General features: G+C 69.3%; 13 protein-coding genes. 4 read left to right on the top strand and 9 right to left on the bottom strand.

Going from position 1 to position 13,319, the window contains the following annotated elements; translation table 11 throughout:
- Nucleotides 1–82: 82 nt before the first annotated feature.
- Genes DTA22_RS23920 through DTA22_RS23905 form a run of 4 tightly spaced genes read right to left on the bottom strand, consistent with a single transcriptional unit; the run spans nucleotide 83 to nucleotide 3,038 of the window.
- Nucleotides 83–1,276: an ABC transporter permease gene (locus DTA22_RS23920; protein ID WP_112301123.1), complete on the bottom strand. Its 1,194-nt coding sequence runs from the start codon at nucleotides 1,274–1,276 to the stop codon at nucleotides 83–85.
- A complete protein-coding gene (locus tag DTA22_RS23915; protein ID WP_037234455.1) occupies nucleotides 1,273–2,169 on the bottom strand; it encodes an ABC transporter ATP-binding protein in 897 nt (298 codons plus the stop codon). Before DTA22_RS23915 ends, DTA22_RS23920 begins: the two co-directional genes overlap by 4 nt.
- Nucleotides 2,170–2,200: 31 nt before the next feature.
- Nucleotides 2,201–2,740, bottom strand: a complete 540-nt coding sequence (locus DTA22_RS23910) for a hypothetical protein (RefSeq protein ID WP_037234452.1) — start codon at nucleotides 2,738–2,740, stop codon at nucleotides 2,201–2,203.
- Nucleotides 2,733–3,038, bottom strand: coding sequence for a helix-turn-helix transcriptional regulator (locus DTA22_RS23905; protein WP_037234450.1), 306 nt, complete (start codon nucleotides 3,036–3,038; stop codon nucleotides 2,733–2,735). Before DTA22_RS23905 ends, DTA22_RS23910 begins: the two co-directional genes overlap by 8 nt.
- 144 nt (nucleotides 3,039–3,182) lie before the next feature.
- Between DTA22_RS23905 and fdxA the strand changes: the two genes are divergently transcribed.
- Nucleotides 3,183–3,509 (top strand): ferredoxin, encoded by a 327-nt coding sequence (gene fdxA / locus DTA22_RS23900; protein ID WP_005244047.1) that lies wholly within the window; start codon nucleotides 3,183–3,185, stop codon nucleotides 3,507–3,509.
- Here the strand turns inward: fdxA and DTA22_RS23895 are convergent, their stop codons facing one another.
- Both DTA22_RS23895 and DTA22_RS23890 read right to left on the bottom strand, forming a co-directional pair.
- On the bottom strand, nucleotides 3,510–5,150 hold the full coding sequence (locus DTA22_RS23895) for an ABC-F family ATP-binding cassette domain-containing protein (protein ID WP_112301122.1): 1,641 nt from the start codon (nucleotides 5,148–5,150) through the stop codon (nucleotides 3,510–3,512).
- A 15-nt stretch (nucleotides 5,151–5,165) separates the two neighbouring features.
- Entirely contained in the window at nucleotides 5,166–5,759 is a 594-nt protein-coding gene (locus tag DTA22_RS23890) for a class I SAM-dependent methyltransferase (protein WP_112301121.1), read from the bottom strand.
- A gap of 139 nt (nucleotides 5,760–5,898) precedes the next feature.
- On the opposite strand from DTA22_RS23890, the gene DTA22_RS23885 reads away from it, so the two are divergent.
- The gene (locus DTA22_RS23885; protein WP_112301120.1) at nucleotides 5,899–6,747 is read left to right on the top strand and encodes an aldo/keto reductase; all 849 of its coding nucleotides are present in this window, start codon (nucleotides 5,899–5,901) and stop codon (nucleotides 6,745–6,747) included.
- Between the two features lie 9 nt (nucleotides 6,748–6,756).
- Here the strand turns inward: DTA22_RS23885 and DTA22_RS23880 are convergent, their stop codons facing one another.
- Nucleotides 6,757–7,197 (bottom strand): cupin domain-containing protein, encoded by a 441-nt coding sequence (locus DTA22_RS23880; protein ID WP_037234441.1) that lies wholly within the window; start codon nucleotides 7,195–7,197, stop codon nucleotides 6,757–6,759.
- A 152-nt stretch (nucleotides 7,198–7,349) separates the two neighbouring features.
- Between DTA22_RS23880 and DTA22_RS36860 the strand changes: the two genes are divergently transcribed.
- Both DTA22_RS36860 and DTA22_RS23875 read left to right on the top strand, forming a co-directional pair.
- Nucleotides 7,350–7,478, top strand: coding sequence for a hypothetical protein (locus DTA22_RS36860; RefSeq protein ID WP_009478066.1), 129 nt, complete (start codon nucleotides 7,350–7,352; stop codon nucleotides 7,476–7,478).
- A 4-nt stretch (nucleotides 7,479–7,482) separates the two neighbouring features.
- Entirely contained in the window at nucleotides 7,483–7,854 is a 372-nt protein-coding gene (locus tag DTA22_RS23875; RefSeq protein WP_037234439.1) for a hypothetical protein, read from the top strand.
- Here the strand turns inward: DTA22_RS23875 and DTA22_RS23870 are convergent.
- Both DTA22_RS23870 and DTA22_RS23865 read right to left on the bottom strand, forming a co-directional pair.
- Nucleotides 7,814–9,919: an MMPL family transporter gene (locus DTA22_RS23870; protein ID WP_112301119.1), complete on the bottom strand. Its 2,106-nt coding sequence runs from the start codon at nucleotides 9,917–9,919 to the stop codon at nucleotides 7,814–7,816. The genes DTA22_RS23875 and DTA22_RS23870 overlap by 41 nt on opposite strands.
- 57 nt (nucleotides 9,920–9,976) lie before the next feature.
- Nucleotides 9,977–13,255: a BTAD domain-containing putative transcriptional regulator gene (locus DTA22_RS23865; protein ID WP_112301118.1), complete on the bottom strand. Its 3,279-nt coding sequence runs from the start codon at nucleotides 13,253–13,255 to the stop codon at nucleotides 9,977–9,979.
- Between the last annotated feature and the right edge of the window lie 64 nt (nucleotides 13,256–13,319).

The raw sequence follows: 13,319 nt of genomic DNA, 5'->3' as shown, positions 1-13,319 counted from the left end.
CCCGTTCCACGACGGCAGCTGAGCAGCATCGATCGACGATTCGAACACTACACAGAGAACTTGGCCGTGCGCTGGGAATTCACTACCTCCCGAGTGCTTCCCTCCACGACACGACCTTGCCGATCCGCAGGATCGAGCGCTGGTAGATCTTCGCGGCCAGCACGCTGAGCGCGGCAGTCACCGCGAGCATCAGAGCGACGGTGACGACCACCTGGACCGGGGACGCCACGCCGGCGGCGATGCGCAGCGGCATCAGGATCGCCGAGAACGGCGGAATCCAGCTGAGGACGTTGCTGAGGGTGCCGTCCGGGTTGCTCACCGAGGAGAAGGCGCTGAAGAACATGATGACGATCAGCACCATCAGCGGTGATGCGGTCGCGTTGACGTCCTCCTGCCGCGACACCATCGACCCGGCCGCGGCGTAGAGGACGGCGAAGAACGCGAATCCGAGCACGAACCAGCCGAGCGTTCCGGCCAGCACCCCGATCGCCGTCCCCGTCACGGTGAGCACGCCCGTTGCGAGTCCGGCCGCGACACCGACCACACCGTAGGCGGTCAACTGGACGAGACCGACCGCGCCGATGCCGATGACCTTGCCCCAGAGCAGTTGCAGCGGACGGAGGGTCGACAGGAGCAGTTCCACGACACGGCTCGACTTCTCCTCGACGACACCCATCGCCACGTACATGCCGAACATCATGATCTGCATGTACAGCAGAACGACCACGGCGATGGAGAGGGCCACGCGCTGGCCCTTCTCCGGGTCGGGCGGATCGAGTGCGTCGACGGTGACCACCGCCCGGCCGGTCGCTTCGGCGAGTTGCGCGGGATCCACGCCCTGTGCCACGAGCGCGCCGGCCTGAGCCTGCTGCACCACGGCCGCGTCGATCACGGTGCGAAGCCCGGAGCCGATCTCGGATTCGGTGACGGCCGTGACGGATCCGTCGGTGCCGGGAATCAGGGCGACGTCGAGGTCACCGATCCCCACCTCGTCCCGCGCGGCCTGCTCGTCCGCGGCCGGGACGACGTCGACCGGTGTCCCGACCGCGTCACCGGTGGCGACGAGAGCCGGCGCGAGCGACTGGTCGCCGACGAGTCCGACGGTGGCGCGTTCGTCGTCGCCGCCCGAGAACAGCGAGTACGCGACGATGCCGCCCACAATGGCCAGCAGGATGATCACGTTGCTGATGACGAAGCTCTTCTTCGCCACCTGGGTCAGGAATTCGCGGCGGGCCACGAGGCCGATCGCGCGGGCGGGGCTCAGTGGGGCACTCATGCCGTGACCACCTCTCGGAACAGATCGGTCAGGGTGGGCCGGTGCAGCGAGAATTCGTGCACCGGTCCGGTCTTCAGGGCGGTGTGCAGGATCAGCTGGTCGTCCACGTGGGCGTCGAGCGACAGCAGGGTTCGGCCGTCGAGATGACTGATAGTCGTGACGCCCTCGAGATGGTGCGCCCAGCCGACCGGCGCCTCCGGTGCGTGGACTTCGAGTTGGGCGTTGCCGCCGCCGCGCAGTTCGTCCACGGTGCCGACGGCACGCATCCGGCCGTGGCTGATGATGCCGACGCGGTGGCAGAGGCGCTGGACGAGTTCGAGCTGATGGCTCGAGAAGATCACCGGCACTCCGGTGTTCGCCTTCTCCACCAGCACGTCGCTCATGACGTCCACCGCGACGGGGTCGAGCCCCGAGAAGGGTTCGTCGAGAACCAGCACCGCCGGATCGTGGACGAGCGCAGCCGCCAGCTGGACGCGTTGCTGATTGCCGAGCGAGAGTGCGTCGACGGTGTCGCCGACACGGTCCGCGATGCCGAGGCGTTCGGTCCAGCGGGCGACCGCCTCCCGCGCCGCCGAGCGGGAAATGCCGTGCAGCTCGGCGAGGTATTCGAGTTGCTTGCCCACCTTCATCTTCGGGTACAGCCCGCGTTCCTCCGGCATGTATCCGATGGTGCGCCGCACGTCCAGGTCCACCGGCTTGCCGCCGAGCCGGACCTCGCCGGAATCGGCCGACAGGACACCCAGCGCGATGCGCATGGTGGTGGTCTTGCCGGCACCATTGCTGCCGACGAAACCGAAGATCTCGCCGGGGCGGACCTCGAAGGACAGGTCGTCGAGTGCGACGACCTCGCCGTACCGTTTGGAGATGCCGTCGATCGTGAGGGTGTGAGACATGGGTCCTTCCCGTTCTGGAGTGCGGGTGTTCCTAGGAAGCGAGGTCGTCGGGGTCGGGATCGGGTTGCGTCCAGCCGAGGATCATGGCGGGCGTGCAACCCCCGACCATCAGCGCAGTGACGACGAGCAGTCCGGCGGCGTACGGCACGTTGCCGTGATCGCCGTCCAGCGCGCCGACGAAGATCAGGTACAACGCGGGGACGAGCGTCAGCAGCTGGGTGACCGTGAGTCCGATCGACCGGGCACTGTTGCGCTGCTGGATCTCCCACTCGTCGAGAGCGTCGCGCGGAGCGTCCCCCTGCCGCCCGGACACGATCTGGAGCATCGTCCACAGGGGAAAGAACAACAGGCACGCGGGCAGCCACAGCAGCGGCCCGACGACCATGTCGAAATGGCACACGATGCCGACGGCGGTCATGAACACGAACGTGACCGCGAGGGCGACCACCAGGATTCGTCTGCGGCTGCGGGTCCGCCACCTCGGTAGCCACGTCCGGTAACGGCGTTCGTTCTGGAGGAACCTGCGCGTCCGGAACCCCTGGTACCGCTCGATCAGATTGGTCTCAGGCATGGGAACTCTCCCCGCTTCCTGTGGTGGACGGCGGTCGGTCGGTGCGGTACAGCTCGGTGGACAGGGGGCCGAACTCGGTGCGGGAGAAGATGGCCTCCACCGGCAGTTCGAACACCCACGAGATACGGAACGCCAGGTCGAGGCTGGGGTAGTGGTCGCCCCGTTCGAGCGCGCCGACGGTCTGGGGATTGACGTCGATGAGTCCCGCCAGCTGAGCCCGGCTCATCCCGCGCTCGGCGCGAAGGACGCCGATGCGGTTGTAGATGGGGAGGGCGTCCCCACGCCGTACTGGGCTCATGCAACAAAGTGTTGTGAAAACCCAACAGTTTGTCAACGGTGTACAACGGCGCCGGGCGCCGAAATGACAGGTTGACCCTGGGAAATTGCGTGGCAGAGTGGAGGCGATTCGCGCAGGACGGCAGGAAAGGACAGGATTACAGACGTGACCTACACCATCGCTGAACCCTGTGTCGACGTTCTGGACAAGGCATGCATCGAAGAATGTCCTGTCGACTGCATCTACGAGGGCGGTCGGATGCTCTACATCCACCCCGACGAATGCGTCGACTGCGGCGCGTGTGAGCCGGTGTGCCCCGTCGAGGCGATCTTCTACGAGGACGACGTCCCGGACCAGTGGGTGGAGTACACCAAAGCGAACGCCGACTTCTTCGACGACCTCGGTTCCCCCGGCGGCGCGGCGAAGCTGGGCAAGGTCGACTACGACCCGCCGTTCGTCAAGGCGTTGCCACCCATGGCCGAAGGCGACTGACTACTCCTCGGACAGCCGGCCGCCGTCCATCCGCCACCGGCGGGTGCTGCGTGTCGAATCCAGCATCCGCCGGTCGTGGGTGACGAGCAGCAGCGTGCCGTCGAAGTTCTCCATGGCCTGCTCCAGCTGTTCGATCGCGGGGAGGTCCAGGTGGTTGGTGGGCTCGTCGAGCACCAGCAGGTTGACGCCCCGCGCCTGCAGCAGCGCCAGGGCGGCGCGGGTGCGTTCACCGGGTGACAGCGACGCCGCCGGCCGCAGCACGTGGTGTCCCTTGAGCCCGAACTTCGCGAGCAGCGTCCGCACGTCGGCGTCCGGCCAGTCCGGGACCTGCGCCGCGAACGCGTCCGCCACCTTCTCGCCGCCCTCGAACAGGCCGCGGGCCTGATCGATCTCGCCGATCGCCACACCCGAGCCGAGTGAGGCGGTGCCCGCGTCCAGGGCGATCTTGCCGAGCAGCACCTTCAGCAGGGTCGTCTTACCGGAACCGTTGGCGCCGGTGATGAGGATCCGGTCACCCCAGTCCACCTGAGTGGTGACCGGGCCGAACGTGAACTCGCGGTCCCCGCCCCACGCGACGGTGGCGCCGTTCGCCGTCGCCACGACCGATCCGCTGCGCGGGGCGGCGGCGATCTCCATCCGCAGTTCCCATTCCTTCCGCGGCTCCTCGACCACCTCGAGCCGCTCGATCCGGCGCTGCGTCTGCCGGGCCTTCGCCGCCTGCTTCTCGGTGGACTCGGTGCGCAGACCCTTGCCGATCTTGTCGTTGTCCTTCGCCTTGCGACGCGCGTTCCGGACGCCGTGCTCCATCCAGTTCCGCTGCATCTGCGCGCGGTCCTCGAGGTCCGAACGGGTCCCGGCGTACTCCTCGTACGCCTCCCGGGCATGCCTGCGCGCGATCTCCCGTTCGGCGAGATACGAGTCGTAGCTGCCGTCGTAGACCGCGATCTGCTGCTGTACGAGGTCGAGCTCCACGATGCCGGTCACGGTGCGCGCCAGGAATTCCCGATCGTGACTCACCACCACCATGGCCGCCCGGCTCTCGGCGACGAAACGCTCGAGCTGCTCGAGCCCCACGAGGTCGAGGTCGTTGGTCGGCTCGTCCAGCAGCAGCACGTCGTACCGGGACAGCAGCAGCGACGCCAATCCTGCGCGCGCGGCCTGCCCACCGGACAGCGACGTCATGTGCGTGTCGAGCGGCACCCCCAGCCCGAGTTCGCTCACGACCTTCTCCGCGCGCTCGGCGAGGTCGGCGCCGCCCAGCGCGAGCCAGCGTTCGAGGGCGGGGGAGTAGAGATCCTCGTCCGACTCGCCGAGCGTTTCGGCGGCCGAGTTCATGGTGTGCTCCGCCTCGGTGACGCCGGTCCTGCGACCGAGGAAGTCGAGCACCGTCTCGCCGGCGATCCGGTCGGGTTCCTGGGCGAGGTAGCCGACGGCCGCATCGGGCGGGCTCAGCACGATGGTGCCCTCGACGTCCGCCGAGCCGACCCCCGCGAGGGCGGTCAGCAGCGTCGACTTGCCGGCACCGTTGGCCCCCACGAGTCCGGTCACGTCGCCCGGGGCGACGGTGAGGTCGAGGCCGGCGAAGAGGGTGCGCTCACCGCGCGAAGCCGACAGTTCGCTGATGCGCAGTGTTGCAGTCACCAGGCGATTATCCACTCAACGCTTGACGAGGCGGAACCAGCGGGGGTCGGCCTTCTTGAGCGGTCCCGGCATACCGGTCGTGTCGGCGTCGACGTCCGAGACGAGTTTCCACTTCTCGAACGTCCGCTCCACGTCGGAGCGGGAGACCCCTCGCGGCAGCGGGCCGCGATGCCCCGGCCCGAACGCGAACATCAGCAGGGTGGCGTGCGGTTCGCTCACGGTCGTGACGTTCTCGGCGTACGACACCCGGTCGTGGTCGCTGAGACCGTGGTAGCACCCCACATCCAGGATCAGGTGGTACCCGCGGCCGACGGCGTGCTCGAGGTCGGTGGCGTCCGCGTGCATGAAACGCACGTCGACGCCCGCCTTCCGGGCCTTGGACCGCGCCTTGTCGAGGGCCAGCTGGACGGTGTCGATCCCCGTCACCTGCCACCCCCGCCGGGCCATCTCGATGGCATGGTCACCGGTGCCGCATCCGATGTCGAGGACCTCACCCGGTGGTGCGTCGAAGGGATCGAGCAACGTCTCGATCTGGCTTCCGAAGACGCGGCCCGCTTTCACCCAGGGCGTGATCTTGAACCGATAGGCCAATGTGTATCCGAGGCCCATGTCCGCCCCTTCCACCGGGCGCGTCACCACCTGAACGCCGATGCCGTCGGATTACCCGGTCGTACCGAAACAACACGCGAAAGTCCACATTCTGAGACGGTCGGGAACATCTGGTCCGGGTGCCCGGTTGCACAGTCTCATGGGTTTCAACAATGCACAGAGTCCTGTACCTACGGTCACGCTCAACGACGGGAACAGCATTCCTGCCCTCGGCTTCGGCGTGTGGCAGGTGCCGGACGACGAGAGCCACGCGGCGGTCACCGAGGCGCTGAAGGCCGGGTACCGCAGCATCGACACCGCCAAGATCTACGAGAACGAGACCGGAGTGGGCCGCGCGCTCGCGGACTCCGGCATCGCCCGTGACGAGTTGTTCGTCACCACCAAGCTGTGGAACGACGACCAGGGCTACGACTCCACGCTCCGCGCGTTCGACGACAGCCTGAACCGCCTCGGGCTCGACTACGTCGACCTCTACCTCATCCACTGGCCGGTGCCGTCCGCGGACCGCTACGTGGACACGTTCAAGGCGTTCCAGAAGATCAAGGCCGATGGGCGTGCGCGGTCGATCGGCGTCTCCAACTTCACCCCGGAGACCCTCGACCGTCTGATCGCCGAGACGGGCGAGGTGCCCGCGGTCAACCAGGTGGAGCTGCACCCGCGGTTCAACCAGGCCGACCTGCGCGCCTTCCACACCGGCAAGGGCATCGCGACCGAGGCATGGAGCCCGCTGGGGCAGGGCACCGTCCTCGAGGACGAGTCCATCGCGAAGATCGCTGCGGCGCACGGCAAGACGACCGCACAGGTGATCATCCGCTGGCACCTGCAGATCGGCAACGTGGTCATTCCCAAGTCGGTGACGCCGGAGCGCATCGCCGCCAACTTCGACGTCTTCGACTTCGAGCTGACCCCCGACGAGATCAACACCGTCGGGTCGCTGACCCGGGCCGACGGGCGCATCGGCCCCGACCCGGACACGCTGGGCGCGTAGGCGGAGGGCCTAGAGCCGGAAGTCCGCGAAGTCGAAGCCCGGGGTGACGACGCAACTGACGAGAGTCGGTTCGTCGCCCTCGGGCTTCGCTCGCTGCCAGTGCCGCGGCGGGACCAGCAGCTGTGGTTGCTGGCCCGCCGCGACGTCTGCGCCGAGGATCTGTGCGTGTGGGGACGCGGGTTCGCTTCCGTCCCCACCGAGTTCGAGCCGCAGGGGGCTGCCCCGGTGATACAGCCAGATCTCGGCGCTGCGCACGCTGTGCCATTCCGACTGCTGCCCGGGCATCAGGAGAAACAGGATCGCGGTACCGGCCGATCTCGGTCCGGGGTAGTCGGCGGGCAGGCTCCCCTCCGGAATCGTGACGTCGCTGCGCCACGTCTCGCGGTACCAGCCGCCTTCGGGGTGCGGGGCGAGGTCGAGGGTTCGGGCCCACTCCGGTAATTCCGTCATGGTCGCCATTCTGCCGCCCGGCGTGCCGACCGGGGGTGCGGTTGCACCACCCCTGGGGTGTCTTATCTCCGAGGGCCGGAGCCGCCAGAGTCGTAGGTGTTCAGAAAGCGGGGGCACGAAATCCCGCACACCAGCGACGAACAGGAGACAACATGCTCGGAATCATGCTCGGACTCGGCGGAGCCGCAATCGGACTCGGAATCGGCGTCATGGCCCTCGGGGTCGGACTCCTTCTCAGCGACGCGACGATCAAGCACGATGTCGGCGAACTCCCCGACTGACTCCATGTGGGTCGACACCCGTCGGGGGCGGGTGCGGGCGCGAACAGCGGCCCGTACCCGCCACCCGCTGGCGTGGTTTCACTCCGTCCTGACCCGCAAGCGCGGTGTTGCCGTCCAGACACCGCCTGCCAGTGCCGGCGAGGTGCTCGAACGCCTCGCCGAGATGCCGCTCAGCGTCTGGACCTACGGTTTCGATCACGAGTCGGTGCGGCACCTGGGCCCGATGGCACAGGATTTCGCGACCGCATTCGGTCTCGGTTCCCACGACCGCCGCATCGCGATGGTCGATGCGAACGGGGTGTGCATGGCGAGCATCCAGGCCCTGTACCGGCGGGTCATCGCGCTCGAAGCGGAAGTGGAACGCCTGCGGAGGTAGCGTCCCCGTCCGGTGCCGCATCCCGGCGTCCGCCGGGCCGCCACCAATTGGCGTTGCCCAGCAGATACATCGTCGCGGGCACCAGCACCATCCGCACGATCGTCGCGTCGATGAGGACCGCGGTCGCGAGGCCGACGCCCATCATCTTCACGGTCACGTCCCCGTCGAGCGCGAACCCGGCGAACACCGCCACCATGATCGCCGCCGCGCTCGTGATCACCCGGCCCGTGGATGCCAGTCCCTCGACGACGCTCCGGTGCGAGTCGCCCGTGTCGAGCCAGCGCTCACGTATCCGGGAGAGCAGGAACACCTCGTAGTCCATCGACAGTCCGAACAGGATGGTGAACATCAGGATCGGCACCCAACTCGACACGGGAAGCGCATGCGGAAGGCCGAGTAGCTGGGCGCCCCAACCCCATTGGAACACCATCACCATCACGCCGTAGGCGGCGGCCACCGACAGCAGGTTCATCACGGCCGCCTTCACCGCGACCACCGGTGCGCGGAACACGAACGTGAGCAGCACGACCGACAGCGCGACGACGAACGCGATCACGAGCCACAGCCGTTCGGCGAGGCGGGCGGAGATGTCGGCGAACGTCGCGGTGAGTCCGGTGACGTGGACGCCGTCGGCGGCGTCGGATCGGATCCGCTCCAGCAGTTCGGTGCTGCGGGGATCGCTGGGACCGGTGGTCGGCTGCACCGAGATCAGCGCGGCCGTCGAATCGGCGTTTGTCAGGACGGGCGTCACCGACGCCACCCCGGGCTCGGCTGCGAGATCACGCGCGAGAGCCGGAAGTTCGGATGCCGGAACCTTGTTCAGGTCGACCGCCACCATCAGGGGTCCGTTGGCGCCGGGCCCGAACTCGGAGTCGATCAGGTCGTACGCCTGACGGATCGTGTTGGCGGCCGGCGCGCTGCCCGCGTCCTGCGGCCACGTCCGCATGCCCAGAACCGGAGCGGCCAGGAGCAGCAGCACCCCGAGCGCCGTCAGGGCCCACAGCCACGGGCGGCGGCTCACCCGGATCGCCCACCGTTCCGTCAGCGGCGACGTCGTGCGACGTTCGGCCCGGGCACGGGACCGTTTGCCGAGCACCCGCGTGCCCGCCAGCCCGCACAGCGCGGGCACCAGCGTGACCGAGGTGAGCATCACGATCCCGACCATCGCGAACGTGGCGTAGCCGAACGACGCGTACATCGGCAGCCCGGACAGTCGCAGCCCGAACAGGGAGACGAGGACGGTGGTGCCGGCGAAGATCACCGACGTCCCGGCCGTGGAGTTGGCGGCGGCGACGGCGTCCCGCACCGACATCCCGGACCGCAGTCCCTCGGTGTACCGGGTGACGAGCAGCAGCGCGTAGTCGATTCCGACACCGATGCCGACCATCGTGGCGATGGTCGGGGCGATGGTGCTGATGCTGGTGAACCCGGCCATGATCGTGATGAGTCCCGACCCGATGCCGACGCCGACGAGCGCGACGGCCAGGGGCAGTCCGGCGGCCACCACGGAACCGAACGCGAACACCAGGATGATCAGCGCCAGGACCATGCCGACCGCCTCCGCGGTGCCCGACGGCTTGGAGATGTTCTCCGGGACCTGCCCGCCCAGTTCCACCTGCAGCCCCTGCGCCTGAGTGTCGGCGACCGCGGCGTCGAGGGCGTCGACGCCTTCGCTGCCGCGGAAGTCGGTGACCGGGATGCGGTAGTTGAGGCTGATCACGGCCGTGTCGGAATCCTGGGACAGGCGGGGCGGCGACACGGCACTCACACCGTTCACCTCCGCCAGCCTGCTGCCGAGGTCGGTGAGGACCGCGGGGGAAAGCGGGCCCGTGTCCGAGTGCACGACCACCCGGGCGTCCGCCCCCGACATCTCCGGGAATCGTTCGCTGAGCAGAGTCGTCCCCTGCTGCGACGGCAGACCGGGCACGTTGTAGTCGTCGTGGTTGGTGCCACCGAACGCGGACGCGGCGGCGAACACCAGGACGAGCAGCGTCAGCCACGTGGCGATCACCCGCCAGGGATGCGCGGCGGCGGCCGAGCCGAGGCGCGCGAGCAGGGAACTCATGGGGAAGCCTCCAGGAAAGCCGGATGGTTCTGTCGCCTCCGACTGTGCGCCCGACCGCTAGTGGCCCACTTGGAACTCGCTTGGGTGGGTGGTCACCCGGGTGCGCGCCGCCTCCACCCAGGGCGGGCAGCCGCAGCGTTCGGCCAGTTCGAGCGCCGCAACGTAATGCGTTCTCGCGTCCTCGGGCCGGTCGAGGAGCATCTCGAGGTCGCCGAGGATCGTGTCGACGGGCCCCACCGCGAACGCCGCCGTGTCGCCGCCCCCGATCTGACCGCTGTACGGGCTCAGCTCCGCGTGCACCGCGGCCGCCTCGTCCCGTTCACCCAGCCTCGCGACGACGATGCCCCGCAGCGACATCATCAGGGAGTGGAAGAAGTCGCGGCGGACCGGGCGGAGGTGACGCCGGACCTCGCGCGCCCGGTCCGGTTTGCCGTTGCCGAGAAGCGCGAGGGCATGCAGATCGGCGATCATGTCCATCGCGGCGCTGTCGACGGTCTCGATCACCGCCTCGAGTTCTCCGGCGCGTCCCTCGGTGAGCCGGAGCGTGAACTGCGCGAGAGCGAAGACACTGTCGGCGTCGAGCCCCGCCCGGGTCATCAACTCGTGGCCGCGCACGTAATGTCGTTCCGCCTCGGCCAGATCGCCGGTGAGGTGTGCGACCATGGCGCGGCTCATCTCCCGGGTCGCCTGCGCCTGCTGGAACTGATACCGGTCCGCCAGTTCCGACTGGATGCCCATGTGATGCTCGATCGCCGGGATGTCACCGTTGCCGGACGCGATCTCGGCCAGCAGGTGGTGGCCCAGCATGGTGAACACGGGGAGCTGCGTCCGGTCACCGATCCGGAGCAGCTCGTCACCGATGACGTGGCCGCCGAGCGTGCTGGTCGGCGAGCCGGTGCCGGCGTGGACGGCGCAGAGCACCAGCCCGAGCAGCACCGGATCGTCCAGATCCCGGGCCAGAGCTTCGGCCTCCCGGACCGCGGAACCGGTGCGCTCGTGGTCCTCCGCCCCGATCTCGTGGACGAGCGTGACCAGCAGCCGGCACCGCACCGCCGGCTCCAGCTCCTCGTCCCGCAGCAGCGCCTCGATCTGCAGGGCGACGGCCGTGTCCACTTCGCCGTACCGCCGGTTGATCCACGGCGTCGGGGTGTCGACGAACGCGAGCACCCGGATCGCCAGGTCGGTGCGGCCCGCGTCCTCGGCGAGTTCCAGAGCCCGCTTCCGGGAACGGGCCCCGTCCAGTCCGATGCCCGCGGCGAGTTGCGTGCGACTCAGCTCGGTGAGGAGTTCGACGCGCTCGTCCACGGACGCCGCTGCGTCCGGCGGCAACCGGTCGGCCGCGCGAAGGGCGTTGTCGAGAAAGCTGATCTCCGCGTCGTGGGCGTAGCGGTCGGCGGCCTGCGCCGCGGCCGCCACGTTGTGGTCGAGTGCCTGCCGTGCGGTGGCGGCCGACAGCGCCTCGGTGAAGTGGTGGGCGAGAGCCGCGACATCGTGTGGACGCAACTCCTCGAGTGCCGTCCCGACCCGGGCGTGCCAGCGGCTCCGGCGCAGCCGGGTGAGGTCGGAGTAGAGCGTGTCGCGGACGAGGGCGTGCGTGAATCGGACGGTCCCGGCGCGCGGCTCGCCGAGAAGTCCGGCGATCACGCCCGATTCGAGTGCGTCGAACACGACGTCCTCGTCGACTTCGGCGGCACGGGTGAGGACGTCGATGTCGGATTCGCGGCCCACGACCGCGGCCAGTCGCAGGACGGACACGGTGAGCTCGGGGAGACGGGCGATCCGCCGGCGCAGGACGTCCCGGACCCCCTCGGGCACCTCCGACGTGGCTACCAGTTCGCCCTCGCTGGCCAGGAGCCGGGCGCTCTCCTGCAGGTAGAACGGGTTTCCGCCGGTCCGGTCGGCGAGCGCGCGGAGAGTGTCGGGATCGGGGTCGCGTCCCGCCACGTGCCGGATCAGCTCCGCCGAATCCTCGGGTCCGAGTCCGTCCAGGCGGATGCGTGTCGGCTGCAGCGACGCGAGATCGGCGAAGCAGCTCTCCAGGTTCGGGTCCACCTCGTCCGGGCGAAACGCGAGGAGCAGCAGGATCGGCGACCGCTGCTGCGCGAGCCGCACGAGGATCGACAGGGTGTCCTCGTCGGCGCGGTGGACGTCGTCGAGAACGACGGCCAGAGGACCGTGATCGCGGACGGTCCCGATGTAGTCGGCGACGGCACGGTGCAGCAGGAACCGTCCGCTCGGATCGTCCGGCCGCGTCGCGTGCGAACGGTCGTCGGCGAGCAGGGGTGCGAGCGCGTCCGTCGCGGCACCGGGGTCGACCGTCTCGCGCAGTGCGCGCAGGATCTCCACCCACGCCCAGGCGGGCGGGGCGCCGTCCACTTCGGGGCAGCGACCCACCGCCACCTGCCATCCCGCGGCGTGCAGTGTTCGACGGAACCGGCGCAGCAGGGACGACTTCCCGGATCCGGCGTCGCCCCCGAGGAGGACCACGGGGGCGCCGGGGTCGGTCATGAGGTCGGTCAGGGTAGCCAACTCCTCGCTGCGGCCGAGGAACCAGGCGTCCGGCGTGGTGTCGACGGGCCCGGTGGCGGGGGCGGGGTGAGACGGGACGGTGCCGGTGAGGATCTGGCGTTCGAGTTCCGTCAGGGCGGGACCGGGGTCGAGGCCGAGTTCGTTCGCCAGCCGGTCGCGGGCCTCGCGCAACGCGGCCAGGGCGTCGGCCTGTCTCCCGCTGCGGTGCATGGCCAGCGCGAGCAACCGCCATCCCTCTTCCCGGAGCGGGTGGTCCCGGGTGAGGGCCTGCGCGTCGAGCACGGCGCCGGCCGCGTCGCCGATCGCGACGGCGGCCGCGACCAGACGTTCGCGCGCCACCGCCCGCAGTTCCTCGAGCCGGGCGATCTCGGCGAGGGCCCAGTGCTCGCCGGCCACCTCGGCGAATGCCGGCCCCCGCCACAGGCTCAGCGCGTGCTCGAGATCGGCTCGCCCGGTGTCGGAGGCCGACCGGATCAGGTTCTCGAACTCCCACGCGTCGACACCGGACGGGGGCAGGGTGAGCGCGTAACCGGGGGCCCGGCTCACCAGGACGGTGGAGTCCGCCCGCGGCGCGCGGTGCGGCTCCAGTGCCCGGCGCAGATTCGAAATGTATGCCTGAAGTGCACCGACCGCCCGCGGCGGGGGAGCGCCGTGCCAGAGATCGTCGATGAGCCGATCCACCGGGACCACCTCGCCGCGCGCGACGAGCAGCAGCGCGAGCACGGCGCGCTGGCGGGGGCCGCCGAGGTCCACCGTCCCCGATTCGTCCTCCGCCTCGAGCGTCCCGAGTACTCGAATACGCAGCATCGTGCCAAGGGTAAGCACTAGTGGCCTCCAAGTGCTCTCCAAGACGCCGAACCGACCCTGAGTG

The sequence above is a fragment of the Rhodococcus wratislaviensis genome (assembly GCF_900455735.1).
Classification (GTDB): Bacteria; Actinomycetota; Actinomycetes; order Mycobacteriales; family Mycobacteriaceae; genus Rhodococcus_F; species Rhodococcus_F wratislaviensis.
Note: the sequence above shows the minus strand (reverse complement) of the source record. Positions and strands in the feature narration are given on the sequence as shown.

What these genes read in the sequence shown, in the direction of transcription:
- DTA22_RS23865 (WP_112301118.1), bottom strand. Translation starts at nt 13,255, where the DNA reads ATGCTGCGTATTCGAGTACTCGGGACGCTCGAGGCGGAGGACGAATCG.
- DTA22_RS23910 (WP_037234452.1), bottom strand. Translation starts at nt 2,740, where the DNA reads ATGCCTGAGACCAATCTGATCGAGCGGTACCAGGGGTTCCGGACGCGC.
- DTA22_RS23920 (WP_112301123.1), bottom strand. Translation starts at nt 1,276, where the DNA reads ATGAGTGCCCCACTGAGCCCCGCCCGCGCGATCGGCCTCGTGGCCCGC.
- DTA22_RS23915 (WP_037234455.1), bottom strand. Translation starts at nt 2,169, where the DNA reads ATGTCTCACACCCTCACGATCGACGGCATCTCCAAACGGTACGGCGAG.
- DTA22_RS23880 (WP_037234441.1), bottom strand. Translation starts at nt 7,197, where the DNA reads ATGACGGAATTACCGGAGTGGGCCCGAACCCTCGACCTCGCCCCGCAC.
- DTA22_RS23870 (WP_112301119.1), bottom strand. Translation starts at nt 9,919, where the DNA reads ATGAGTTCCCTGCTCGCGCGCCTCGGCTCGGCCGCCGCCGCGCATCCC.
- DTA22_RS23905 (WP_037234450.1), bottom strand. Translation starts at nt 3,038, where the DNA reads ATGAGCCCAGTACGGCGTGGGGACGCCCTCCCCATCTACAACCGCATC.
- DTA22_RS23875 (WP_037234439.1), top strand. Translation starts at nt 7,483, where the DNA reads ATGTGGGTCGACACCCGTCGGGGGCGGGTGCGGGCGCGAACAGCGGCC.
- DTA22_RS23890 (WP_112301121.1), bottom strand. Translation starts at nt 5,759, where the DNA reads ATGGGCCTCGGATACACATTGGCCTATCGGTTCAAGATCACGCCCTGG.
- DTA22_RS36860 (WP_009478066.1), top strand. Translation starts at nt 7,350, where the DNA reads ATGCTCGGAATCATGCTCGGACTCGGCGGAGCCGCAATCGGACTCGGA.
- DTA22_RS23885 (WP_112301120.1), top strand. Translation starts at nt 5,899, where the DNA reads ATGGGTTTCAACAATGCACAGAGTCCTGTACCTACGGTCACGCTCAAC.